The organism is Spiroplasma endosymbiont of Virgichneumon dumeticola, assembly GCF_964264745.1.
Classification (GTDB): domain Bacteria; phylum Bacillota_I; class Bacilli_A; order Mycoplasmatales; family VBWQ01; genus Spiroplasma_E.
This window is the reverse complement of the sequence record NZ_OZ183478.1, coordinates 138,853-163,483: the sequence shown is the minus strand read 5'-3', so window position 1 is coordinate 163,483 and position 24,631 is coordinate 138,853. Positions and strand designations below refer to the sequence as shown.

General features: G+C 27.1%; 33 protein-coding genes and 2 pseudogenes. 8 read left to right on the top strand and 27 right to left on the bottom strand.

Annotation, left to right across the window (positions count from 1 at the left end):
- Positions 1-44 precede the first annotated feature (44 nt).
- From ACFEL4_RS01085 to ACFEL4_RS01045, 9 genes and pseudogenes are all read right to left on the bottom strand, one after another.
- Positions 45-677, bottom strand: a pseudogene (locus tag ACFEL4_RS01085) (ribonuclease HII).
- A gap of 10 nt (positions 678-687) precedes the next feature.
- A complete protein-coding gene (gene ylqF, locus ACFEL4_RS01080; RefSeq protein ID WP_375317747.1) occupies positions 688-1,572 on the bottom strand; it encodes a ribosome biogenesis GTPase YlqF in 885 nt (294 codons plus the stop codon).
- A gap of 1 nt (position 1,573) precedes the next feature.
- Positions 1,574-2,599, bottom strand: coding sequence for an alpha/beta hydrolase (locus tag ACFEL4_RS01075; protein WP_375317746.1), 1,026 nt, complete (start codon positions 2,597-2,599; stop codon positions 1,574-1,576).
- A gap of 64 nt (positions 2,600-2,663) precedes the next feature.
- Complete coding sequence (gene rplS, locus ACFEL4_RS01070; protein WP_375317745.1) at positions 2,664-3,044, bottom strand: 50S ribosomal protein L19; 381 nt, start codon at positions 3,042-3,044, stop codon at positions 2,664-2,666.
- Positions 3,045-3,047: 3 nt separating this feature from the next.
- Entirely contained in the window at positions 3,048-3,809 is a 762-nt protein-coding gene (gene trmD, locus ACFEL4_RS01065; protein ID WP_375317744.1) for a tRNA (guanosine(37)-N1)-methyltransferase TrmD, read from the bottom strand.
- Positions 3,802-4,317: a ribosome maturation factor RimM gene (rimM, locus tag ACFEL4_RS01060; RefSeq protein WP_375317743.1), complete on the bottom strand. Its 516-nt coding sequence runs from the start codon at positions 4,315-4,317 to the stop codon at positions 3,802-3,804. The genes trmD and rimM overlap by 8 nt, the downstream gene beginning before the upstream one ends.
- 2 nt (positions 4,318-4,319) lie before the next feature.
- A complete protein-coding gene (locus ACFEL4_RS01055; protein WP_308149638.1) occupies positions 4,320-4,559 on the bottom strand; it encodes a hypothetical protein in 240 nt (79 codons plus the stop codon).
- A gap of 29 nt (positions 4,560-4,588) precedes the next feature.
- Positions 4,589-4,945, bottom strand: a complete 357-nt coding sequence (rpsP, locus tag ACFEL4_RS01050; protein ID WP_375317742.1) for a 30S ribosomal protein S16 — start codon at positions 4,943-4,945, stop codon at positions 4,589-4,591.
- Positions 4,946-5,336: 391 nt separating this feature from the next.
- Positions 5,337-6,158, bottom strand: a complete 822-nt coding sequence (locus ACFEL4_RS01045) for an IS1595 family transposase (protein WP_375316797.1) — start codon at positions 6,156-6,158, stop codon at positions 5,337-5,339.
- Here ACFEL4_RS01045 and ACFEL4_RS01040 point away from each other — a divergent pair.
- Genes ACFEL4_RS01040 through ACFEL4_RS01025 form a run of 4 tightly spaced genes read left to right on the top strand, consistent with a single transcriptional unit; the run spans position 6,139 to position 9,718 of the window.
- Positions 6,139-7,422: a hypothetical protein gene (locus tag ACFEL4_RS01040; protein WP_375317741.1), complete on the top strand. Its 1,284-nt coding sequence runs from the start codon at positions 6,139-6,141 to the stop codon at positions 7,420-7,422. The two genes, ACFEL4_RS01045 and ACFEL4_RS01040, sit on opposite strands and share 20 nt — an antisense overlap.
- Entirely contained in the window at positions 7,376-8,089 is a 714-nt protein-coding gene (locus tag ACFEL4_RS01035; protein ID WP_375317740.1) for a hypothetical protein, read from the top strand. The genes ACFEL4_RS01040 and ACFEL4_RS01035 overlap by 47 nt, the downstream gene beginning before the upstream one ends.
- Positions 8,055-9,572 (top strand): hypothetical protein, encoded by a 1,518-nt coding sequence (locus tag ACFEL4_RS01030; RefSeq protein WP_375317739.1) that lies wholly within the window; start codon positions 8,055-8,057, stop codon positions 9,570-9,572. Before ACFEL4_RS01035 ends, ACFEL4_RS01030 begins: the two co-directional genes overlap by 35 nt.
- A gap of 8 nt (positions 9,573-9,580) precedes the next feature.
- Entirely contained in the window at positions 9,581-9,718 is a 138-nt protein-coding gene (locus ACFEL4_RS01025; RefSeq protein ID WP_375317738.1) for a hypothetical protein, read from the top strand.
- Here the strand turns inward: ACFEL4_RS01025 and ACFEL4_RS01020 are convergent.
- The 4 genes from ACFEL4_RS01020 to ACFEL4_RS01005 are packed head-to-tail and all read right to left on the bottom strand — an operon-like array spanning position 9,708 to position 10,716.
- Positions 9,708-9,875: a hypothetical protein gene (locus ACFEL4_RS01020; RefSeq protein WP_375317737.1), complete on the bottom strand. Its 168-nt coding sequence runs from the start codon at positions 9,873-9,875 to the stop codon at positions 9,708-9,710. The two genes, ACFEL4_RS01025 and ACFEL4_RS01020, sit on opposite strands and share 11 nt — an antisense overlap.
- Positions 9,876-9,886: 11 nt before the next feature.
- A complete protein-coding gene (locus ACFEL4_RS01015) occupies positions 9,887-10,060 on the bottom strand; it encodes a hypothetical protein (protein ID WP_375316906.1) in 174 nt (57 codons plus the stop codon).
- Entirely contained in the window at positions 10,050-10,205 is a 156-nt protein-coding gene (locus tag ACFEL4_RS01010; RefSeq protein ID WP_375317736.1) for a hypothetical protein, read from the bottom strand. The genes ACFEL4_RS01015 and ACFEL4_RS01010 overlap by 11 nt, the downstream gene beginning before the upstream one ends.
- On the bottom strand, positions 10,198-10,716 hold the full coding sequence (locus ACFEL4_RS01005; RefSeq protein ID WP_375317735.1) for a hypothetical protein: 519 nt from the start codon (positions 10,714-10,716) through the stop codon (positions 10,198-10,200). The genes ACFEL4_RS01010 and ACFEL4_RS01005 overlap by 8 nt, the downstream gene beginning before the upstream one ends.
- A 227-nt stretch (positions 10,717-10,943) precedes the next feature.
- Between ACFEL4_RS01005 and ACFEL4_RS01000 the strand changes: the two genes are divergently transcribed.
- The 3 genes from ACFEL4_RS01000 to ACFEL4_RS00990 all read left to right on the top strand — a co-directional run bounded on the left by ACFEL4_RS01000 (position 10,944) and on the right by ACFEL4_RS00990 (position 12,532).
- Entirely contained in the window at positions 10,944-11,522 is a 579-nt protein-coding gene (locus tag ACFEL4_RS01000; protein WP_375317734.1) for an IS1595 family transposase, read from the top strand.
- The gene (locus tag ACFEL4_RS00995; RefSeq protein ID WP_375317733.1) at positions 11,498-11,764 is read left to right on the top strand and encodes a transposase; all 267 of its coding nucleotides are present in this window, start codon (positions 11,498-11,500) and stop codon (positions 11,762-11,764) included. Before ACFEL4_RS01000 ends, ACFEL4_RS00995 begins: the two co-directional genes overlap by 25 nt.
- A gap of 228 nt (positions 11,765-11,992) precedes the next feature.
- Positions 11,993-12,532, top strand: a complete 540-nt coding sequence (locus ACFEL4_RS00990; RefSeq protein ID WP_375317732.1) for a UPF0236 family transposase-like protein — start codon at positions 11,993-11,995, stop codon at positions 12,530-12,532.
- A gap of 142 nt (positions 12,533-12,674) precedes the next feature.
- Here ACFEL4_RS00990 and ACFEL4_RS00985 read toward each other — a convergent pair whose 3' ends face one another.
- From ACFEL4_RS00985 to ACFEL4_RS00955, 7 genes are all read right to left on the bottom strand, one after another.
- Positions 12,675-13,562, bottom strand: coding sequence for a ParB/RepB/Spo0J family partition protein (locus ACFEL4_RS00985; RefSeq protein WP_375317731.1), 888 nt, complete (start codon positions 13,560-13,562; stop codon positions 12,675-12,677).
- Complete coding sequence (locus ACFEL4_RS00980; RefSeq protein ID WP_375317730.1) at positions 13,555-14,319, bottom strand: ParA family protein; 765 nt, start codon at positions 14,317-14,319, stop codon at positions 13,555-13,557. The genes ACFEL4_RS00985 and ACFEL4_RS00980 overlap by 8 nt, the downstream gene beginning before the upstream one ends.
- 84 nt (positions 14,320-14,403) lie before the next feature.
- On the bottom strand, positions 14,404-15,096 hold the full coding sequence (gene rsmG, locus ACFEL4_RS00975; protein WP_375317729.1) for a 16S rRNA (guanine(527)-N(7))-methyltransferase RsmG: 693 nt from the start codon (positions 15,094-15,096) through the stop codon (positions 14,404-14,406).
- 140 nt (positions 15,097-15,236) lie between these two features.
- Entirely contained in the window at positions 15,237-15,470 is a 234-nt protein-coding gene (locus tag ACFEL4_RS00970) for a DpnII family type II restriction endonuclease (protein WP_375318345.1), read from the bottom strand.
- Positions 15,470-15,877 (bottom strand): DpnII family type II restriction endonuclease, encoded by a 408-nt coding sequence (locus ACFEL4_RS00965; protein ID WP_375318344.1) that lies wholly within the window; start codon positions 15,875-15,877, stop codon positions 15,470-15,472. The genes ACFEL4_RS00970 and ACFEL4_RS00965 overlap by 1 nt, the downstream gene beginning before the upstream one ends.
- Before the next feature lie 133 nt (positions 15,878-16,010).
- On the bottom strand, positions 16,011-16,400 hold the full coding sequence (locus ACFEL4_RS00960; RefSeq protein ID WP_375317728.1) for an IS1595 family transposase: 390 nt from the start codon (positions 16,398-16,400) through the stop codon (positions 16,011-16,013).
- Complete coding sequence (locus ACFEL4_RS00955; RefSeq protein WP_375317159.1) at positions 16,295-16,831, bottom strand: hypothetical protein; 537 nt, start codon at positions 16,829-16,831, stop codon at positions 16,295-16,297. Before ACFEL4_RS00955 ends, ACFEL4_RS00960 begins: the two co-directional genes overlap by 106 nt.
- Between ACFEL4_RS00955 and ACFEL4_RS00950 the strand changes: the two genes are divergently transcribed.
- Complete coding sequence (locus ACFEL4_RS00950; RefSeq protein WP_375318387.1) at positions 16,812-16,940, top strand: hypothetical protein; 129 nt, start codon at positions 16,812-16,814, stop codon at positions 16,938-16,940. The genes ACFEL4_RS00955 and ACFEL4_RS00950 overlap by 20 nt on opposite strands.
- Here the strand turns inward: ACFEL4_RS00950 and ACFEL4_RS00945 are convergent.
- The 7 genes and pseudogenes from ACFEL4_RS00945 to ACFEL4_RS00915 form a co-directional block, all read right to left on the bottom strand.
- Positions 16,904-17,041: pseudogene (locus ACFEL4_RS00945) on the bottom strand (DpnII family type II restriction endonuclease); the annotation flags it as partial. The gene ACFEL4_RS00950 and the pseudogene ACFEL4_RS00945 overlap by 37 nt on opposite strands.
- A gap of 90 nt (positions 17,042-17,131) precedes the next feature.
- Positions 17,132-17,686: a DNA adenine methylase gene (locus ACFEL4_RS00940; protein ID WP_375318343.1), complete on the bottom strand. Its 555-nt coding sequence runs from the start codon at positions 17,684-17,686 to the stop codon at positions 17,132-17,134.
- Positions 17,687-17,818: 132 nt separating this feature from the next.
- The gene (locus ACFEL4_RS00935) at positions 17,819-18,763 is read right to left on the bottom strand and encodes an IS1595 family transposase (RefSeq protein ID WP_375317727.1); all 945 of its coding nucleotides are present in this window, start codon (positions 18,761-18,763) and stop codon (positions 17,819-17,821) included.
- A 634-nt stretch (positions 18,764-19,397) separates the two neighbouring features.
- On the bottom strand, positions 19,398-20,312 hold the full coding sequence (locus ACFEL4_RS00930; protein ID WP_375317726.1) for an ABC transporter permease subunit: 915 nt from the start codon (positions 20,310-20,312) through the stop codon (positions 19,398-19,400).
- Positions 20,313-20,314: 2 nt separating this feature from the next.
- The gene (locus ACFEL4_RS00925; RefSeq protein ID WP_375317725.1) at positions 20,315-21,523 is read right to left on the bottom strand and encodes an ABC transporter permease subunit; all 1,209 of its coding nucleotides are present in this window, start codon (positions 21,521-21,523) and stop codon (positions 20,315-20,317) included.
- A 4-nt stretch (positions 21,524-21,527) separates the two neighbouring features.
- Positions 21,528-23,207 carry an ATP-binding cassette domain-containing protein gene (locus ACFEL4_RS00920; protein ID WP_375317724.1) on the bottom strand — a complete coding sequence of 560 codons (1,680 nt, stop codon included), beginning with the start codon at positions 23,205-23,207 and terminating at the stop codon, positions 21,528-21,530.
- A gap of 34 nt (positions 23,208-23,241) precedes the next feature.
- The gene (locus tag ACFEL4_RS00915; RefSeq protein ID WP_375317723.1) at positions 23,242-24,357 is read right to left on the bottom strand and encodes a hypothetical protein; all 1,116 of its coding nucleotides are present in this window, start codon (positions 24,355-24,357) and stop codon (positions 23,242-23,244) included.
- Positions 24,358-24,631 lie beyond the last annotated feature (274 nt).

Sequence of the window (24,631 nt, the reverse complement as noted above, 5' to 3'; positions counted from 1 at the left end):
TTACACAACTAGTTTGTATGAAATATAAAATTGACAGACAAATTTTAAAATTTCACACTAAAATTTGTTTGCGGATATTTTTGAACAGGCGCACAACTTTTGCGATGGTATTGACATGCACCATATTTTTCTAAAGCTAAAGCATGGTTTTTCGTATAATAACCTTTATGGTTTTTAAACCCATAAAGGGGATATTGTTGTTCATACTCAATCATCATTTGGTCTCGTACTACTTTTGCAATAATCGAAGCTGCAGCAATATTAAGTGATTTTTGGTCACCTTTAACAATCCCTTCCACAATTCCAGAAAAATTAGAAAACTGTGGTTTTTCAAAATCAACTAAACAAACTTCTGGAATAATTGATAATTTAGTAAATGCTTCTATCATTCCTAAAACACTACTTTGTTTGGGATTATGGATATCAACAAACTAATGAGATTTAATACTAACATTAACAGCAATCGCATTTTCACGAATGATTTCACACATCATAATACGTTGCTTATCACTTAATTGTTTAGAATCTTTAATTAATTGGTGACTAAATCCTGATTGTAAAATCACACAGGCAACTACTACCGGTCCAGCAATTGCCCCAAGTCCTACTTCATGAAATCCAGCAATTAATTGGTAATTTGGATAGTTTTCTAATTCATATTGTAAAATATTACTCATAAACAATTACCTACTTAGGAGCAATTTCAAATGAAATTAATCCTAATTTTCCTGATTGTAAATCACTAATAAATAAATTCATGGCACGATGCGTATTATCACCAGCATTGGCAACTTTTAAATGATACTTTTGCGCTAATAAAGTAAAATATTGTAATAAGGTTGTTTCATTAATATCATTAACTTCAAAACTAATTTCATAATATTTCATTAATCTTTCATAATAGTTGGTTAGTAAAAATACTAAAGCAAAATTAGCCATTTGTTCTAAAAATAAATGTTTAACAGGAATTGCTTTAATTAAGGCTAAAATCATTGTCACACGATTATCGTCCATTTTTGGTGGTAAAATGCCTGGACTATCTAATAAATCAATCATAGGATTTAATTTTACTCATTGTTGACCACGAGTAACACCAGGGGTATTAGCAGTTTGCGTAACTTTTCGTTGTAATAAATTATTAATGAATGTTGATTTACCAGTATTTGGTAATCCCATAATTAAAACTTTAATCTTCGGGTTAACAATTCCTTTGATACGTTGTTTTGCTACTTGTTCTTCCATCAAACTAGTAATAAGTGCTAGTAGTTGCGGTTTCATTTTGCTCGTTAAACTACGTGCTAACAGTACAGCACAACCACGGTTTTCAAAATAAGTAACTCAATCTTTGGTAATATTACTATCAGCTAAATCAACTTTATTCAGAACAACAATTCGAACTTTTTTTTCTAATAATCGGTCTAATAAAGTACTTCGCGTTGCTAAAGGGGCACGGGCATCTAAGATTTCAATGGCGACATCGATGATTGGTAATTTAGTTTCAATGGCTTTAATCGCTTTCATCATGTGACCAGGGAATCAATGGATTTGATTATGGGTATTATCGCTTGACATTTTATCGTGTCTCCTTAGTGTTAGTATGAATATGAGCAAACATTAATGTTGTTTCAATTAATGTTTGATAGTGAAGATGGCTAGTTTTAGTATGTTGCGCTTGGTCTAATAATAACAATTGACTAAGAGGTTGGGTTTCATATTTAATTTTAGTTTCATAAATATGTTTTCCCATTTCATGAATAATAAAATCATCATTTGTACTATGGATTACTAATAATGGTAAATGACTAATAGTGTCTAAATTAGCAATTGGTTGACACTTACTAGGAGCAAAACCATAGCATAATTTAGCAAATATTAGCATGCCATAAATTCCCATAACCGGAAAACAATGATATTTTCGTTTGACCATTAATTGGTATTGATGGGTTAAAGTAGTAAATGTACCATCAACAATCATAAAATTAATATTAGTAGGTTGATAATGCTTAGCATATTCAATAATTGTAGCTGCCCCCATACTATGCCCCATTAAACCAAAAGTTGTTGGCTGATAGTTATTAGTAATATAATTGACAATCGCATGTAAGTCATATTTTTCATTAATACCAATTGTGGTAATGCTAATAGTACTATTACCATGACCTCGGGCATCATATGTACAAACATTATAACCATTCTCGCGTCAATATCAAGCAATGTTTAAAACTTGATAGCAATTTTCAGTTCATCCATGGGCAATAATCATTCATTTTGTTGATGGAGTTGTTGCTCTTAACAATAAACCGTGGAGTTTAATTTTTTCATTATTAATGGTAAAGGTTTTGATGAGAGCATCATGAAACTGTTGATTAGTAATATTTAAATGGTGAAATGATTTAACATTATCTTCGTGATATTTTTGTAATTGTTGATTGTGCGTTTCATCATGGCATTGATAACGATAATGTTTAGTTTTGCTTTGTGTTCAAATGGAAAAATGAATACCAATAACAATATTACTAATGATAATAACTGGTAAACTAAGTGGTAATAAAATAATTATGATGGTAATTACTCATCATGGTGTACTAATTCGCGACATTATTGAAATTATTCCTTTACTATAAAAACCACCATCAGGTTAATAATGGTGGTTGTAATATTATTTAAACTGCTACTTGTTGTTTAACAGGTCTTGCTGTTTTAATTTCTTTAATTCTAGCTGCTTTACCGCTTAATTTACGTAAATAGAAAATACGAGCTCTTCTCACTTTACCTTTACGGACAATCGCAATTTTAGTAATTAATGGTGAATGTAAAGCAAAAGTTTTTTCTACACCTTTACCATTAACAATTTTACGAACGATAACGTTTTCCGTAATTCCTGAACCTTTACGGACAATTACTACTCCTTCAAACATTTGGATACGTTCTTTTTTGTCTTCTTTAATTTTGCAGTAAACTTGGATTGTGTCTCCTGCTTTAAAATTGGGAAGATCATGATTTAGTTGGTGTTTGCTAACTAATTCGATAATTGCATTTTGCATGGGTTATTGCTCCTTTCGTCGTGATTTTTTAATTGATAATTTGTATTGTTCAATAATTTGTTTATCTTTAACAGATAATGGGTACTTTTTTAATAAATCTTTACGTTTTTTGTAAGTGTTAAGTAAAGCTTGTTGGTGACGGTATTGTGTTATCTTTTCATGATGACCACTAGTTAGAACTGCTGGTACTTTCATACCAAGTACTACTTCAGGACGTGTATATGTGGGATAATCCAATAACGAATTGTTAAACGAATCATTAAGATGAGAATCTGTAACAATAACATCAGGAATAAGTCGTGTTATGCAATCTATTAATACCATTGCTGGTAATTCACCACCCGTTAGGACATAGTCGCCAATTGAGATTTCAACATTAATATAGGGCATAATACGCTCATCAATACCTTCATAATGACCACAAACTAAGATATAATTAATATCTTTTTGACTATATGAGTAGGCTAGTTGATGATTTCATTGTTGACCTTGGGGACTTAGTAAGATGACTTGGGCTGTGGGATGAATAGCTTTAATACTATTAATAGCTTTAATAACTGGTAAGGCTTGTAATACCATACCAGATCCACCACCATAGGGAGCATCATCAATTTGTTGCTGTTTATTATCAGCAAAAGTTCTAATGTCAACAATGTCAATATTGATTTGCTTTTTACTAATAGCACGTTTGACAATTGATGTTTGCATAAAATCATTAAAAGCATTGGAAAATAAAGTTACAATGGTAAATTGATTTTTAGTCATGTTGGATTAAACCTTCAATCATATTAAAATAAGCTTTTTTTGCTGTTTTATCAACTTTACTAATAAAGGCTTTATTGTTAGGAATAAAAAAGGTATTACCATCAATCATTTCAATTTCTCATAATCCTTGATGATTATTATCAACAAAGTCAATAACTTGTCCTAATGATATATTATTACTAGCATCAAATGCTTGGTAATTCATAACATCATTATAAGTTCAAGGTAAAGAATCAAGATTAATTTCATCAGTATCAATTACTATGTCTTTGGTTTTCATTGTTTCTACTAATTCAATTTTGTCATGCTTGGCAAATGTTAACAATAAAAATTGTTTATGATGTCGAACATTAGTAATGGTTAAGGGTTGATATTCATTGTTGGAATGTAAGTAAATTATTGATTTTGGCTGTCATGGAAAGTTATTACCATAATAATTACATAAAACTCTTACTTCACCTTTTAAACCATGGGTATTAACTATAGTTCCTAATTTTAAATATTTCATAATTATAACTCACTAATTACTAAACTAATAGTATTATTTTCTAGACGAGCCTTACTTTCAATAATTGTTGTAAGTGCATTTTTGGTAGTACTTTTTTTGCCAATTAAAATTGGTAATAATGATTTTGGTGCCATAATAATTAATTCATAATGTTGTTTTTCTGGTAATTCACGAATTTCAATTTCATCAATTTTTTCAAACAATATTGGTTCTATTAATTGTGTTAAAAGTGTTATATACATATTTTAATCATTTCAAGTTCTTAGTTTTATTAATTAGCAGGTGCTTCTTTTACTGTTTTTAATTTTTTATTTTTTGTTACTACTGTTTTAGGTGTTGTTTTTTTAATTGTAGTGACCTTTTTAGCTTGTTTTAATTCATGAAATTTAGTCATGATACCTAGTGTTGATAAAAGACTACGAACAGTATCAGTTGGTTGAGCACCAGTTGATAAGAAGTAGATTGCTTTTTCTTCGTTGATTGTTGCTTTTGCATCTGTCTTACTTGGATTGTAAGTACCTAAGATATCAATATAACGACCATTAAGTTTAGATCTTGCATCAATAGCAACGATTCTGTAACTTGGTTGTGCTGATTTCCCTGTTGGTATTAATCGTAATTTAACCATTAAATTACCTCCTTCTACAAAGTTTGTGGTAAGTAAACCTTCATAATGATAGCAATAAATATTAACTATGTCAAGTTTTTTTACTTAACAGATTAAAAATTATTTTGAGTGTGTCGTTATTTTATGATAATATCCTAATAGTTATCTTTTGATTATTTTAAACATGTATGGTGCAAAAGGAAAAAAAATAAAAAATCATGGTTAAGTCCTGAATCTTGTGTAAATTTATTTTTACAGAGCAAGATTTCTCATATCAAATAAATTTAGTTTAATTTATTGTACCATACTTAAAAGTTGGTAGGTTAATCTTATCTAAAATTAATTTTAAAATTCTTATAGTTAATAATTTTACAAAGTTTATAAATTATTTTTCGGACTTCTCCCCACATTTTTAAATTAAACATAGCATTACAGTTTCAAAACTAGGTATGTTATTGAATTTATATGCAGCTTCTTTTGCATATAAATGAATATGATGTTTTGCAACTTTGATATGTGTTTTAAATGTTCTTCGTATATGTTTTCATACTGACTCAATTTGGTTGGTATTTACACCAGTTTTTGAAACATAGCCATCTTGATGGTTAACTGTTTCATGCTTAGTGAAAACCGATTTCAAATCGCGATATCCTTTTCAAGAATCAGTATGTACATCACACTTTGAAGAAATGTGGTTTATTGCAAACTGCAAAAGATTTTTACTGTTTGCGTTTTTCAATACTTTCACAATCAGATTGTTGGTTGTTTTTTCATAAATACCAACAATCAAGGTTTTGTTCAACAAGGATCTTCCTTGTTTTTTAAAACCCATATGTGAAAGATACATTTCATCCATTTGCACTATGCCCTCAACAATGAATTGAGGTTCTTGTTTAGCAATGGCACTTCGGATTTTATGACCCATTCTTCAAGCTGTTTTCAAGGTCACTCCCAATTCTTTTGCAACATCAGTTGATGGAATTCCATGTTTGGTGTTTATTCATCTAAAGATGAGATAAAACCAAGATATTAAAGGTGTTTGTGACTTTGAAAATATAGTGCCCGTGAGAATACTGAATGTTTGATGACATTTCAAACATCTCATTTTTCTTAAATTAGAAGTATTCAAATTAAAACTAGAACACCTAATACATTTGCTTTGTTTCAAACTTGCTATATATGCAAGACATTGTTTTTCAGTTTGAAAAGTATTATTGAACTCATTCAATTTCATGGTTTCCTCCACAAGTACATGTGGGGAGAAGTCCGAAGAAATATTAGATTATCTTAATGATATGAATTTAAAAGATAAATGATTAGAAAAATTTTATAAATTTGGTTTACAAAATTCACTAATGGGTAAAGTATTTATTATGATTATAATTAATGAAGATAATAGTAAATCACTTAAAATATTACCTAATAGTTTTTGTGGTAGAGTTGCTAAATATAATGAACAAGAACAATCAGCAGAATTTTATTTTATTAATGAACAAGCAGATAGTGCTACTTTAACATGAGTAACAATACAAAATGGAAAAGTTAAATATGAAACATATAAAGATAATAATAAAGATATTATTTTAGGTTCTACAAGAACAAAATTAAAACCAAATATAACACCATTAAAAACTTATGAAATTAAAAATCCATTTAATTATATTCCTATTTTTGAAATAACTAATTTACCAATTATAAATTTATATGGTAATACAACTACTTTAAATGCATATCCAGATTGTACAGCAGTATGAGATTTAATATATGATTTAAATCGTGTTATTAGACAAAAAATATTAGAAAGAGAATTAAATGTTACTACTTTATTTGCTTCATTACCTAATGATGTAATTAAAGAAATGCAAGAAAATGGTAATATTGCAGAAAATCCTAAAAAAGATATGTTTGTTAATGTTGGTAGTGCATGGTATGATAAAAATGGTAATGGTGGTATGCAAATTATTCAAGGTGACCCTAAATTTAGTGAATATTGATTAGATTATAATGGTACTGCTAAAGCCATATTTAATGGTGCAGGTTATGATTATGATGAACATGGTAATGATGTTTATACAAATAAAACACAAAGTATGTTTAATAATAAATTTGATATGGAAACAACAGAAATTAAAATAGCATTTTATAGTGCTTATTTTTATCGTATATTTGATTTACTTCTTATTAGTGAAAATTTATGAAATGGTATTGGTGAAAGACCTTATTCATTTAAATTTATACCTATAGCAATGACTGACCAAATTATACAAGACCAAATTATTAATTCAAGATTAAATAATGGCACAATGACAGTAAATGAAGCCATTGGTGAATATGATAATATTGACCAACTTATGGCTGAAAATAAATTAGAAACTATTATTACAGAAAATAAAAAATTAAATAAAGAATTAGGAGATAATGAAAATGAGCAATCATCAAAGAATTCAATTAATGAAACACGCACATCTACATCTAAAGAGACAACAAGCAATAATTAAACGTTTAAGTCATTGAAAAATATTTCCATTTATAATTAATAATGGAGCAATACCTTTAACTGAAACTGGTTATAAACCTATTAATAGTAAAATTAGTGATTTTGGTCAATATGAATTAATACTTTCTGGTAATACTCCAGTTGTATGTATTTGAAAAAAAAGTACTAATATATATCAAAAAAATAAAGGTATTACAGACCTAACTACTCATAAAACAACAGGTCAAAATCAATATTATACTAAACAATATAAAATTGGTGATTATTGAAATGCTTATTTAATTGATAATACAAGTGGTGTAGATTTTGGTGGTTTAACTAATAATAGTTTATTTAAAACAATTTCTACTACAAGACAATATACATTAGTTATGTTTGAAGAACAAATTACAGTAGATGATTATTTACAATTTTTTTGTGTATTTAATGATAAAAATGAAAATATTGGTGGTAATACAGGTAAAAATAAAGATAGACAATTATTATATATTTCAAATGTAACTAATTATTATAGTCCTTATAATTGTGAATTTAGTATGCAAGTATGAACTTTTAGTTCAGTTAATGATAGAGCAGTAGCAAGTGGTCAAAATACACTTGATTATGTACAATATGCAAGTCCTGGTAGTGGTTATGCCTACTATTCAAGAAGGAGAAGTAACGTTTAATCGTACTTTAATGCGTGATATTGGAGTAAGATATAGTCATAGACAAAGTTATGGTTTAGAATTATTATCAAGTTGTTGTTATTATGGTAGACCAATAATACAAGGTCAAGCACCAATACAACAAGAAAATGAAGAAATATTTGAACAAAAAGTATTTGCTTCAAGAAGATTATTTATTGCTGGTAATAATGACCATTCAAGTACATCAGTTAAAAATATTGGTGGTTTATTAGCAGGTATTAATGATAAAATAACTACTAATAGTCATCCAGAAACTACATTTTATAATTTAATGGATGCAAAACCTACTGGTTATCTTAATTTTAAAAATTTTACAGAATGATTAAAAACTTCATTAAATTTTCAAGATAATTTATTTGTTACAAAAGATTTTAAAGGTATGTTAGCATTTGATAAAACAAAAGCAACTAATAGTAATGGTACAGCAATTGGAGAAGCTAAATTCTTTTGAGATAGTGAATGAAATATTAATAATTTAACTGGTAGCTATAATGTTGATATGTCTAGTAATTTTAAATATAAAGACCCAGATACTAATTTAATTATTGGTTCACCAACTGTAGATTATTCAAAAATAAGTCAAAAATATATGAGTGCTATATTAAATTTTAATTCAGTAGTATTTAGTAGGTTAATTCAAATGCCTTATGATTCAAATCAATGATTACCATTTGCATTAAGTGATATACCATTAATTGGTAAATTATTAAATGCTTTAACATTAGGTATTTGAAGTAGTTGAGTTATTACTCAAAATGTTCAACAATATAAAAAAATGTTATATTTTAATGGTTTTATGTCTGCATTTTTTACAAGTAATTTAGAAAATATTATCGGTAATGGTGGTTTAATTCCATTAAATGTATTTACAAATGAAAATGATTTTGCTATTGGTAAATTATTAGGTGCAAATGTTAGTACAACTGCTATGACTATGAAATTAAGTGATAGAGTTAGTGTTTATCCATGAGACCCTACTACTGGGAAGAAATTAAGTGTAAAAGAGCAAATATCAACTGTTGATTTATCACAAAAGAAAAATAATAAAGTTTATATTTTAGCAGAAGATACAGAGTTTTTAGATATAGCAAGTCCATTTACTAATGAAGATAAAGATTGTCAATGAAATCCTACCCCTAATGGAGTTAGTGATGGTTCAAATTATGCTTATATTATTGATACAATTGTAACTCAATCATTACATCAAGGTGAAGAAAGACATACATTTTATAGTGATAATCCATTTACTTATCAAGGTGATTATAATGAACTTTCAGTTGCACAATTTAGATATAAAAATAAATGTGCTTTAACTGGTAATGCTTTTAATTGAACTACTTTATATAAATTAAATCATGATGAATATGAAGAAAGTGAAGCAACTACATTTAGTTATCCAGCAGAAATATTACCACCAAGTCCACAAAACATAGCAAAATCAATAATTATTAATCCAGATTAAAAATAGAAATGACAGCAAATAATACACCACTAACAGATACAACAGATGTTCGTGAATACAAAAGTAATGATTATAATTGATGAATTAATAATAAAAATATTAGGCTTTTCTCCCTTTATGTACTATTTTTAAATTTTATCACATAAATGCTGAGAAAAGCCTTATTTTTTTATAATCATTAATTGCTTCTTCTAATATGTTAATTTCAGTAAATTTAAAACAATTCTCAATATGTAAATCAAAATCTCTATCAATTTTGATATCATGTTTTCTATATTTTTCATTAAATTCATTTCTAGTCATTTTATTTCTCCTTAAAAATTTTCTAATTGTAATTCATTAATATAATAGTTATATAAACTATCAGAATTATCACTTGTTAAATGTATATCTTCTTCAATCATTTCATTAATATCTTTATTACAATAATAAGAATTATCTATTTCACTAATTCAAATATATTTTTCATTATGAATATTACATTTCATTATTTTCACCCATTAATTTATAAAAACATTTATTACAAGTTCTATTAGCAACTGAAGATTGTTTATGACAAATATCACAACTATTAGTAATAATATTATTTAAATAAGTTTTTTTATATTCAAGGTTTTCTTTTCAATTAAACATTAGAATTAATTCCTTTCTTAATAAAATTATTTTTTTCTTGTAATTTTTCTCAAAAATTATTTTCAATTGGTAAACTTGTTTTTAATTTTTTTAATTTTAAAAGTAATTTATAACCTTTAATATTTTCTAATTTTTTATTTGTTTTATTTTTTAAATCATATTCATAAATAGTAAATTCATAATTTCTTTTAATACTTATTCTAATTTCATTTTTATCTTTACTTTTATGAATAAATTTTTTATTAATTCAAACTCCAATAATATTAGAATTATTTTCATTTAATAATTTAATAAAACTTGCTGAAGTAGTTTCATTAATAATTGCTATCTTTGATAAAAAAATAGAAGTAAAATTAGTTCTTGTTTTTTCTAATAATTCATTTATTTCTGGATTTGATAAATCTATCTTATATTTTTCATTTTGAGTAATAATATTATCTTTATCAAAATCTAAAAGTAAATTAGTAATTTCTTCTTGTGATAAATCTTTTTTAATATTTTCTTTAAACATAAAATATAATCCTTTCTTTAATTTAAGTCTTATTTAAAAGAAGTCTTAAAAGAGAAAACTTCTTTTCTCTTTCTTTTTGAAAAAAGAGGGGGTGTGGGGGAGAAAAAACTTTTTCTTTCTCTTTTCTTAAAAAGAACACACTAAAAATTACTATTAGTTATATCTGCACTATAGCCTTTAATAATTTTTTATCGGACTTCTCCCCACATGTACTTGTGGAGGAAACAATGAAATTGAATGAGTTCAATAATACTTTTCAAACTGAAAAACAATGTCTTGCATATATAGCAAGTTTGAAACAAAGCAAATGTATTAGGTGTTCTAGTTTTAATTTGAATACTTCTAATTTAAGAAAAATGAGATGTTTGAAATGTCATCAAACATTCAGTATTCTCACGGGCACTATATTTTCAAAGTCACAAACACCTTTAATATCTTGGTTTTATCTCATCTTTAGATGAATAAACACCAAACATGGAATTCCATCAACTGATGTTGCAAAAGAATTGGGAGTGACCTTGAAAACAGCTTGAAGAATGGGTCATAAAATCCGAAGTGCCATTGCTAAACAAGAACCTCAATTCATTGTTGAGGGCATAGTGCAAATGGATGAAATGTATCTTTCACATATGGGTTTTAAAAAACAAGGAAGATCCTTGTTGAACAAAACCTTGATTGTTGGTATTTATGAAAAAACAACCAACAATCTGATTGTGAAAGTATTGAAAAACACAAACAGTAAAAATATTTTGCAGTTTGCAATAAACCACATTTCTTCAAAGTGTGATGTACATACTGATTCTTAAAAGGATATCGCGATTTGAAATCGGTTTTCACTAAGCATGAAACAGTTAACCATCAAGATGGCTATGTTTCAAAAACTGGTGTAAATACCAACCAAATTGAGTCAGTATGAAAACATATACGAAGAACATTTAAAACACATATCAAAGTTGCAAAACATCATATTCATTTATATGCCAAAGAAGCTGCATATAAATTCAATAACATACCTAGTTTTGAAACTGTAATACTATGTTTAATTTAAAAATGTGGGGAGAAGTCCGTAGATAGGCTTTTCTCAGCATTTATGTGATAAAATTTAAAAATAGTACATAAAGGGAGAAAAGCCATAATTAATTATAATTGTTTAACAATTAAAAATGAGAGTATTATCTCTCATTTAAGTTCTTATTAAATTATAACCATTAACTTGATACGCCCTGATGGACATCGAAAGTTTTGAACGTTTAAACGTAAAGCTGGTAAATATTCTATGAGACTAGTAACATGATATACAGATAATATTAATCACAAATTAGTTAATAAAAGAGTGAAAACTATTATCAGACCAAATAAAACAAAAATCGGAGTTAAAAAAACTGCTGAATTTATTAAAGAACATGGTAAAAATTTTTTTGAAAATTTTGAACAAGCAAAAATCATTATTTGTGGTGATAGTGCAGGATGAATTAAAGATGTTGCAGATTTTCTTGGTGCTGAGTTTGTTTTAGATAAATTTCATTTAATTAGAACACTATATATTGGAATAATGGCTGGAAATAAAGACAAATATTTACAAGAATATATTAATTGTAAAAAATTAATTGCTAATGGTCAATATGATGAATTAATTGACTATTTATATAACAAATTAGATAATCATAAAAAATTAAAGAAAAGATATTTTAAAAATAATAAAAAAGGGATTGTTAATCAAGGTGCTAAATGAAATAAAGGTTGTTTTACTGAGACTAATATTTGACATATTTTAAAAGAAATGCTTGGTAATATTATTTACTCATTAACAAAATAAACCTCATTTTAGGGCTTGCAATATGTTACTGGTTATACATACTACTGCAGATACTATCTTGCCTCAATCCTTCAACATAATACCATTTTAATAATAAAACTACTGGTGTTAACTTTTACAAGTTAACACCAGTAGTTAATATTTATATTAGTTTTAAGAATTCTAAAATACGATTTAAATCATTATTATTAAGATAACTAATTACCAATTGATTATTTTTAATAATAACACGTGTATTTAAAGTTCTAGTTAAAGTATTTTCTAAATTTAATAAATGTATATCATCAGTTTTAAATTTATTCTTGTCTTTGTTCATCCTTACTTGTTGCATTTTAACAAAATCTTCAACTTTACGAACACTTCATTGTTCAGCTAATGCTTGTTTGGCAATGCTTAACATTAATTGAACATTAGCACCTAAACTTAATAATGGTTTTACATGTCCCATTGTTAATTCATTACGTTGTAACATTTGTAAAATTTCAACTGGTAATTGTAAAGTTCGTAATGTGTTAGCAATATGACTACGTGATTTATTAACTTTTTGTGCTAATTGTTCTTGTGTTCATTTCATTTTGCTAATTAATGTTTGATAAGCTTGTGCTTCTTCAAAGGCATTTAAATCAACTCTTTGAATATTTTCAATTAAAGCGAATTCCATTAGTTGTTGGTCATTTGCTTCAATCATAATAGCAGGAATTACTTCTAATCCTGCTAATTTCGCAGCCTTAGTTCGTCTTTCACCAGCAACTAATTGATAAATGCCATCTGTTAAAGTTTTTTTAACAATAATAGGTTGAATTAAACCATGCTCTTTAATTGATTGACTTAGTTCTAGGATTTCTTGATTGTTAAATACCATTCGTGGTTGATAAGAATTAGGAATAATTTTACTTAATAAAATAGTTTGCGCATAAGAGTTGGCCATTTCTGGTGAACTTTCAATGTTAGTTATTAATTCTGTTAAACCTTCACCAAAAATAGAAGATAAACCTTTAGTTGAAATACGATTTTTTTTATCATTACCCATTGTTTAACACCTCATTAACTAAATTTTTATATGCTATTGCTCCAACACATTTCGGGCGATAAGTGAAAATATTTTTACCATGACTAGGAGCTTCGCTTAATGTTACATTACGTGGAATGTAAGATTTATAAACTTTTTCACGAAAGTTCTTTTCAATCTCTTTTATAACTTCTACTGAGGATGTTGTCCTAATATTAACCATGGTTAATAAAATTCCTTCAATTTCCAAATTTGGATTAAATAATTGTTGCACTAATCTAATCGTTGATAATAATTGTACTAATCCTCCTAAAGCATAGAATTCAGCTTGTAAGGGAATAATAACTGAATTAGCAGCAGCTAATGCATTACGATTAACTAATCCCAAACTGGGAGGACAATCAATAATAATATAATCATACTTATCTTTAATAGGTGCTAATTTTTCTAATAAAATGTTACGTTTATTACGTGATTGTTCTAATAGGAAAATTTCAGCACCAGCTAGAGAAATTGTCGAAGGTAGTAAGTCAACACCCTGACAGACATCAGTCTTAATTACTTTTTCAACTTCAACATCATGAACTAAAACATCATAGATATCTTCTTCAATCGTATCACCAGCAAAACCAATTGAAATGGTAGCACTACCTTGTGGATCTAAATCAATTAACAATACTTTTTTATTTTCTCTGCCAATTCCAGCAGCTAAATTAGTAGCAGTGGTAGTTTTTCCGACTCCACCTTTTTGGTTAGCAATTGCAATAATTTTTCCCATAAATTTTACCTTTCTAAACCTAATTATTTAATATTTTATTTAGTAGTACTATTTAAGTTTAACACTAAATTAAACTAATATTCTTTACAAAGGTTTACTTTTAATTTGTTGGTAGGTTCTTGGGTATTTTAAGGCGCATAGTTTATATTTTTGACAGTGGACAAATGTTCTTTGACCATAATCATTTGGTAATTGATAAGTAAATTGATTAACTACTTTGGCACCCATAGTTTTAATGCTATTTTGGGCAAGAGTTAATTCTTCATCAACTTTTAAACCTTTATAGGCAATAAATAAACCGTCAATTTTTACTAATGCTAAACATAGCTCGCTTAAAACATTTAATGATGCTAAAGCTCTTGCTGTAACAATATCAAATGTTTCACGATATTGGTGGGCGAATACTTCTGCTCTTTGATTAATAATATAAACGTTTTCTAATTTTAATAGTGTTACTACTTGTTGTAAGAATTGGCATTTTTTACCATTAGATTCAACAATTGTTAATTGTAAACTTGGAAAACAAATCTTTAAAACAATACCAGGAATCCCAGCACCACTACCAACATCACAAAGGTTTTGGTCAGTTAAAATTATGTCATTAGTAATTAAAAGAGCATCATAAAAATGTTTATAATAAACATCAATTTCTTTAGTAATGGTAGTTAAATTATATTTTTTATTTTCGAAAATTAAGATTTCATAATATTGTTTTAATTGTTGCTCCATGATTGGAGTTAGATTTAGGCTAGTTAGATCTTTTGATCAGTTGTTCATTGGTTTACTCCTAGATTTTCATGAATATTTTTTGGATATCAGAACCTGTTATGGGTTCTATTTTTTATAATTCTTTTTTCTTTTAAAATTTTATTAACAAAATGAAAAAACTATGTAATTTGGAACTTATGCAAAATTAATTATTTAAATAATTTTTCTAAAACTCCATTTTCTAAATCAAGTAAAGTATAAAAATTTTCTATTTCATCATATGCTTCTTTTAAATTAGGTTTAGCTGTTTTTCAACCTATACCATCAGTTATTCACACAAAGGTTACATTATCCAATTTACTAATAGTTTTAGATAGCGTTTTAAATCTTGAAGCTTCGCTATTTAATTTTGAGCCACCAGCATTATAAAAGTTAACTTCTATTAAAAATAAACGCTCTTTTGTTTTAACAACAAAATCAATTTTTTTTCTGCTTCTTTATTATTTTTATCTACTAGCAACTTATTTATATCTATTCCATATTTATTAGCAATATCTATTTTTTTAATTTGTTTAAAAAAATAAACATAATTTGTTTTTTTAATAAAATTTTCTACTATCTTTTCCATAATAAAACCAGTTCTATTTTTTCTTGCATGAGAATCTAAACCAACAACAATGCCTGTAACATAATCTACTAAATTTTTGATTTTGTTGTTTTCAAATAAATCAAATAACTTAGTTTTTTTCATGAAATTAACATATTCATTATTTGACATACTTTTTGTTTTAAAATTATATGTTATTAAATAATGATCAATAACTGGTATATCAAATTTTGTAACTGCTAATAATAATGGAAGAACTGAAATTACTTTCGGATAATCGTTAATAATTTTTGGCTTTTCTCCCTTTATGTACTATTTTTAAATTTTATCACATAAATGCTGAGAAAAGCCTATCTACGGACTTCTCCCCACATTTTTAAATTAAACATAGCATTACAGTTTCAAAACTAGGTATGTTATTGAATTTATATGCAGCTTCTTTGGCATATAAATGAATATGATGTTTTGCAACTTTGATATGTGTTTTAAATGTTCTTCGTATATGTTTTCATACTGACTCAATTTGGTTGGTATTTACACCAGTTTTTGAAACATAGCCATCTTGATGGTTAACTGTTTCATGCTTAGTGAAAACCGATTTCAAATCGCGATATCCTTTTCAAGAATCAGTATGTACATCACACTTTGAAGAAATGTGGTTTATTGCAAAATGCAAAAGATTTTTACTGTTTGCGTTTTTCAATACTTTCACAATCAGATTGTTGGTTGTTTTTTCATAAATACCAACAATCAAGGTTTTGTTCAACAAGGATCTTCCTTGTTTTTTAAACCCATATGTGAAAGATACATTTCATCCATTTGCACTATGCCCTCAACAATGAATTGAGGTTCTTGTTTAGCAATGGCACTTCGGATTTTATGACCCATTCTTCAAGCTGTTTTCAAGGTCACTCCCAATTCTTTTGCAACATCAGTTGATGGAATTCCATGTTTGGTTTTTATTCATCTAAAGATGAGATAAAACCAAGATATTAAAGGTGTTTGTGACTTTGAAAATATAGTGCCTGTGAGAATACTGAATGTTTGATGACATTTCAAACATCTCATTTTTCTTAAATTAGAAGTATTCAAATTAAAACTAGAACACCTAATACATTTGCTTTGTTTCAAACTTGCTATATATGCAAGACATTGTTTTTCAGTTTGAAAAGTATTATTGAACTCATTCAATTTCATTGTTTCCTCCACAAGTACATGTGGGGAGAAGTCTGTAATTTTTATAAAATCTTCCTCAATATTTTTTGAGCCAATTAGTAAATTCAAAATATTTAATTCAACAAGGTAATTTCAAACTTGATAGTAAATTTTTTCAAAGTTAACATAATATTCATAGTCAACTATTGTGGTTTTAAGATTATCAATAATACTTGTAAATGCTCTTTTCATATCTATTATCCCTTCATTAATAGTTGTATATAATAGTCTCTATTCCCACTCTGCCTTCTCCATTAGAGTTAATCATTCTTTTTACAGGAACTACATCAATAGTAAATCTTTATATAACTCATTTATTAATGGTGTATTGTGGTTTGTTATCATAACATAACAGCCTTTTTCTTTTAACTTATGAGCCAAATTAGATAGTCTTTTTTGACCTTCAATACCAAATTTATCTTTTGTATAATTATCAAAAGTATCTTTCTTTATTAAATCATATGGCGGATCGAAAAAAATAAAATCTCCTTTTTGTGCATAATTACAGACATTTTCAAAATCACTATTTAAAATCTCAACATTACTATTTAAAATTCTACTTAAATTTAAAATATTGTTTTTTTCATATAACTTAATTTTTTCCTTTTTATTTCAAGGAACATTAAAATATCCAGATTTATTAACGCGATACAAACCATTAAAGCACGTTTTATTTAAATAAATTAATCTAGCAGTTTTAATAAAAATATTTTTTTTATTTCAATTTATATCCCGATCTTGCTCTCTAATAAGAAAATAATATTCTTTAGAGTTTAAACCATGATTTAGTTCATGTTCATCTAATAATTTCATTCATTTTTGTGGATTTTCTTTTATTGCTTTATATGCATTAATTAATTCAGAAGAAATATCATTGATTATAAAAGGCTTTTCTCCCTTTATGTACTATTTTAAATTTTATCACATAAATGCTGAGAAAAGCCTATCTACGGACTTCTCCCCACATTTTTAAATTAAACATAGCATTACAGTTTCAAAACTAGGTATGTTCTTGAATTTATATGCAGCTTCTTTGGCATATAAATGAATATGATGTTTTGCAACTTTGATATGTGTTTTAAATGTTCTTCGTATATGTTTTCATACTGACTCAATTTGGTTGGTATTTACACCAGTTTTTGAAACATAGCCATCTTGATGGTTAACTGTTTCATGCTTAGTGAAAACCGATTTCAAATCGCGATATCCTTTTCAAGAATCAGTATGTACATCACACTTTGAAGAAATGTGGTTTATTGCAAACTGCAAAAGATTTTTACTGTTTGCGTTTTTCAATACTTTCACAATCAGATTGTTGGTTGTTTTTTCATAAATACCAACAATCAAGGTTTTGTTCAACAAGGATCTTCCTTGTTTTTTAAAACCCATATGTGAAAGATACATTTCATCCATTTGCACTATGCCTTCAACAATGAATTGAGATTCTTGTTTAGCAATGGCACTTCGGATTTTATGACCCATTCTTCAAGCTGTTTTCAAGGTCACTCCCAATTCTTTTGCAACATCAGTTGATGGAATTCCATGTTTGGTGTTTATTCATCTAAAGATGAGATAAAACCAAGATATTAAAGGTGTTTGTGACTTTGAAAATATAGTGCCCGTGAGAATACTGAATGTTTGATGACATTTCAAACATCTCATTTTTCTTAAATTAGAAGTATTCAAATTAAAACTAGAACACCTAATACATTTGCTTTGTTTCAAACTTGCTATATATGCAAGACATTGTTTTTCAGTTTGAAAAGTATTATTGAACTCATTCAATTTCATTGTTTCCTCCACAAGTACATGTGGGGAGAAGTCCGTAAAATTATTATTACTATTATGCATATTAAAAAACAATGCCCCACCACCTATGAATGGTTCTAAATAATTGTTAAAGTTTTTTGGCATTCTTTTTTCAATTTCTTTTATTAACTGTGTTTTTCCTCTAACTCATTTTAAAAAAGGTCTAATTTTCATAAAGCACCAACTTTCTTAAATTATCTTAACATATGATTTTTAATATAATAAATTATTAATTACAAAGCTTTATTTATAATTCTTTAAGACAAATTATAATTAATCACCCCTTAACAAACCTACTAGTTTTGACAGTTTTATCCTAACTTGTATTTTTTACTGTATTGAGTATCTAGTTCAAAGACAATAATTGTAAATGGAAAATACCAACAAAAACAGGGCTAATAATGATTAGTAGTATAATGCCATCTTTAATTTCTTCTAGAAAACTAGCGACAACAGTTATACTATCAGGAGCATGTGGTTCAATCAACCTTAACAGAGAGTGATTATAAATAAATTCTAACAATATATAACTAGCATGCTGATTATTTAATACTTGAACATTTTCTATTCTTTGGTTAGGCGAAAAGAATAAGGTTTTAATGCTTTCACCGTGAAAAAACGCTTTTGTTAAAAATATAAAACCATTACTATTATTATATAGTAAATAATCTTTTTTAATATCTAATTTTATTGAATAATTGAGAGAAACAATTTATTCTTTAAATTCAATAACAACATGCTATTGTCATCTTCGTCCAGTTTTAACATATGGTACACCTCAAGATGGTGGTAACATCGTATCAGGTCGAAATATCATCAGTGCCCCTAAAGCAATTAAGTACGGCAGCATACCTCATAGTCAAGATGGAATATTTTTACTAATCAAACTAAAACTTTGTGTTGCATTACCAACTTGATAAATAAAAGAGAAAATTAAACAAATAATAGTTGTTAACACAAATCTACTACGTGCCATCATTCATAGCGGGATTACTAAAAACCCAATGCCATTAAAGTTATTAGTATCAATAAAACTACTAGGTAGTATATAAACAAAGAATGCTCCTGCAAAACACGCTAATGAACTAGAAATTAAAGAAATATACATTCGTGATCTTCTAACATGAATATAGTTCAAAGCAACTGCTGTAGGATTTTCACCAATACCTCTAATATATAATCCCAGTTTTGTTAAAAATAACAAAGCAGAAAATAAATAAATAACTATCAATGTTACTAAAAATGAAGGTCATGGAAATAAAGGAATATAAATGCTTGATAATGAATAATTAATTGTGCCTGTAAAAGATAATGGTAAAACAACTGCTAAGCCATATCCTAAATAATTAATCACCATAGAAACTAGAAACTGATTAGCACGAAAGATTAATGTGGCCAAACTATGTAATAAACTAAAAACCATACCGACAATAATAGCAACAAAAAAAGCTAGAATCGCAACAGAACTACCCATACTGCTCTTTAATTGAGAAACAATAATACAATAGAATGTTGCACCAACACACATGATGCCATCAAATCCTAAATTAACAATTCCAGCACGCGTATTTAAAATACCACCTGTACATAACAATAATAATGGACAAGCAAATAGAATAGTATTAATTAAAACAGTGGAATATGAGAAAACCATAATTATTTTTCCTTTTCTTTCTTACGTATAATCTTATCTTTTAATGATGATAATTTATTTTTAGAAAGTTTTTTATTTGCAGTTTGCAAGTGAATTACTGATATTTTTTTTGGGGGAATTTTATGTCGTGATGCTTTTTTCTTAAATTGCTCTCACCGTTCTTTAATGAAAACTGAATGCCGTAAATAATGTCAAATAAATGGATAAATACCCATTAAATATATTGTTATTCCTAAAATAATTAACGCCACTTCAGGATTTTTTAAATAAATAAAAGCATTATGTTCAATAGGACTAACAAATAAACTAACAAAGATAGTAGAAGGTAAAACAAGCAATGGTGCATAACCTGCCATGGTCGCCACAACAATACTGTAAAATCCTTCTTGAATAGTAACTGATAACACTGGCAAATGATTATTAATTCCTAAAAAATATAAGTAACCAGCAACACCAGAAATTGCTCCAGAAATTGGTAGAATAATTAATCCTTGAAATTGCGGATTTAATCTTGCTTGTTTTGCTGCCATCGGATTTTTAGCAATCGCATTAAGTTTAAAACCTAAAGTACGATTATTAAACATAATAAACGCCATAATGAAAATTAATAGGGCAATAATAATGGCAGACGAAAATAAATTAGTGACACTAAACGGTCCACTAACTAATGAAAACCGTAAATTAGTAATAGCAGTAGGAATTTTTAAATCTTCATATATCTTACTACTAATAATTCCTTTGTATCCTTCTCAAGCAATGAAATTAAATAAAATGGTACTAATTACTTCATGAACTTTAAAATAAGCTTTTAAAACAGCAATCATTAAACCTGATAAACCACCAATTACAATCGCAACTAATATCAAGAAAGGAGTAATTCATTGGGTATGACCACCACTTTTAGCAATCGTAACAGCTAAGACATACGCAACCATAGCACTGAACATCATCTGCCCCGATACACCTAAATTATAAATTCGATATTTAAAAGTAATAGCAACAGCTAATCCTGTCAATAAGAGCACACAAAATGTTTCCACTAAATTACTAAAAGTTACTAAATTACTTAACGGCTGAATAAAAATGGTATTTCAAAATGATAAAGGGTTAACTTTAGATATCAATAAAATTAAACTAACTACAAAAATCGTAGTAATAAATAATACTCCACCTACCAATCAAAAATTCCATTTTTTAAAATTCTCTAACATAGTTCTAACCTAACCTTGACTTAATATTTGCCAATTTCTTATTAATTCAATTATGCAATTTAACCATTGGCTTACTAATATAATTAATAAACTTTTTTAATTTTTCCTTTTTTACTGACCATTTTGTTTGTGGTAAGCGATACATTTTATCAGTCTTAATAACTATTTCATTAGTGATAGGAAATTCTTGTCATCGTGCTGGATTATTCATAATTTCCACTTTAACACTATTATTTGCTAACTTACAAACAAATTGTTTATGATACATAACAGCCACACGCTGACATAACAATTGTAATAAATAAGGATCTGTATCAATAATTAAAATACTAGAGCCTGCTTCTCGTAATGCTATTAATTTTTCAAGAATTAATCTTGCTGATTTTTCATCTAAGTCACAAAATGGATTGGATAAAATTAATAATTGAGGATTTTCTTCAATACTACGAGCTAATACAAATTTTTGTAATTCACCTTTTGATAACTTTTGAATTTTTATATACATATCATTGTCATCAAAGATTTTATAATCTTTAATAATTTCTCTTACTTTTTTATTAACAATAGTAGTCTTTACAACGCCTGATTTAGTTACATATTTGGGGTTATTATAATTTCAAAATGTAAAATTTTCAAATAACGTTGAATCAGGAATAACCCCTTTATGGATATATTGGCCTGATACTCAATCAATACCTAAATTACTAATATCTTGTGGTTTCAATTTGGTTATTTCTGATTCTTTAAAAAAGATACGTCCCGTTTTAGTTTTATTAATTCGCACTAAACTATCAATTAACACTTCACTATAAAGGTTTTCAAAATCATAAATTCCATAAATTTCACCAGGAGCAATTACAAATTCAATGTCATGAAAATCAGAAAGATTAGGGTTATTTTCTGCTAAATTATCAACATACAATAATGGAACACCAGTAACTGCTTGTGGTTTATGATAGTTAATAACATTGCTTCAATAATCAGTGGCAAACATTTTAGTGTTTTCACTCAATTTCATAATTTTGGTATTAGTAATTTGATAATCTTTAATCCAAGAAACACGATCAGAAACAGCTTTGGCAAATTCTTCATCTCTAGTTGTAAATATTACCGTTATTTCTTCACTGCGTAATGTTTTAAAAATCATTCAAAATTCTAATTTTTGACTATCTGATAAACCAACAGTTGGTTCATCTAGTAATAAAATTTTTGGTTCTTTAAATAAGGCTCGTAGTAATGATAATTTTTTTAATTCTTCAATGGCAAGTGTTGATACTTTTTTATCTAAATTAAGTTTAATTTTATATTTAGTCATTAAACTATTAATTCTAAATTCTGCTTCTTTTCAATTAGGAAAGATTTTAGCAACTAATGGTTCATTACCTAAAACAATGTTTTGTTTAACATTGAAATCATTTAAGAAAAAATCATCTTGACCAGCATATGCCATTTTAAACTTTGACATTTCACTAAGATCGCGGGGATATGACGTTCCTTTTTTAGCACTTGAAATTATAATTTTCCCTTTGGAAGGACTATCAAATCCAGCAAACATTTTAAGCAATGATGTTTTGCCAGCAGCATTGCTCCCGACAATGGCATGAACTTCTTGACCAATTTCTAAATTAACATCTTTAAAAATAGCACGGTTATTATAGTACTTAGTAAGATTAGTTAATTTCAATATCGCTTTTCCCATAATTACATCCTTGTCTTACTTAATAAAAATTAATAAGATTAACACCATAGGTCTGAGTTTTGCTTTCTGGTAATCCCAAGTTGGGAGTAATTTTGTACTTAACATCAATTTCAGATTTTACTGTTTCATCAATAATTTCTAATCCTGCACTAAAACTAAATGCTAAATAATTGTTATTATCATAAACATAATCATTTTTATTAATAACATCATAACCGATGAATTTAATAGTTTTACTAAATGTTGATCTTGTGGCGATTAAACTAGCAGAATGAGAAATGATATTATTATATCAAGAATTAGTATTAACAATAAAATTAACACCATGATGTTCATATAATTCTTGGGCAATTTCACCCACAGCACGGATACCATCGGAACTATGAACATTGCTAGTAACAAAATTATTATGAGTATTAACTTCAATGATTTTATAAATAACAGACCTACTAGTAGTATTAATAATCTCAATTTCGGTTTTAAATTGTTCTAAAATTTTCTGATCATAAGCAATGCCAATATTATTAATAACTCCAATTTTTACAATGGAATGTCCGTTTAAATCACTATCAAAACTATATTCACTATTAGCAATTCCTGCTTGAATATTAGCAACAAAATGTTGTGCTAATTGTTTTCCAAAGTCTGGATTGATAGGACTAGTAGCGTTAGCACTATTAAATCTAATGTCATAAACATTATTGTTTACTTTTACTAAATCAGCAATGATATTTTTGAAAAAATAAAATCTTACATCTTGAAATTGTTGCATAACACGAACGATATTGCTAGTGTAATAAACATTTGTATCATTACTATGAGGAAGATATTTTTGAAAACTAGGATTTAAAACAAAAACCTTTTTAATATTGTAAGTTGTTAAAAAATTTCTTAACATAGTTGCATATTGATTATCATCTTGGGAAGTAAATAAAGTTACAACATGATTATTTCCATAAATTGTTTGTAGTTTTTTAAAAATAATCTGATCGCTATCATTTTGATATTGGGAGTTTTCATAACTTGATAGCATTAACACTGTGGGTTCTAAATTCCAACTACAAGCAAAAAGACTACTAGCAGTGGTAGTTAATGTTGGTAAAGTTATTGCTACTATTAAAAACCGACGAAACATGCTAACACCACCAAATATTACTTATTAACATTATACTAGAAAACTCGTTTTAAAAGAAATGAAGCACTAATTGTGTGAAATGTAAATTCAATGATTTAGTTTAGGTTTAAGTTTAGTTATTGACTTTAATGATATTAAGTTTAATTTAAAGATGGATAAATTACAAATCTATTTTTTAAGTAAAAAGCAAACTGGTAGTAAAGTAACTAAAATACTGCCAACAAAAATAGCACCATTAATTATTCAAAACTCAACAAGATTAGAACTATAAACA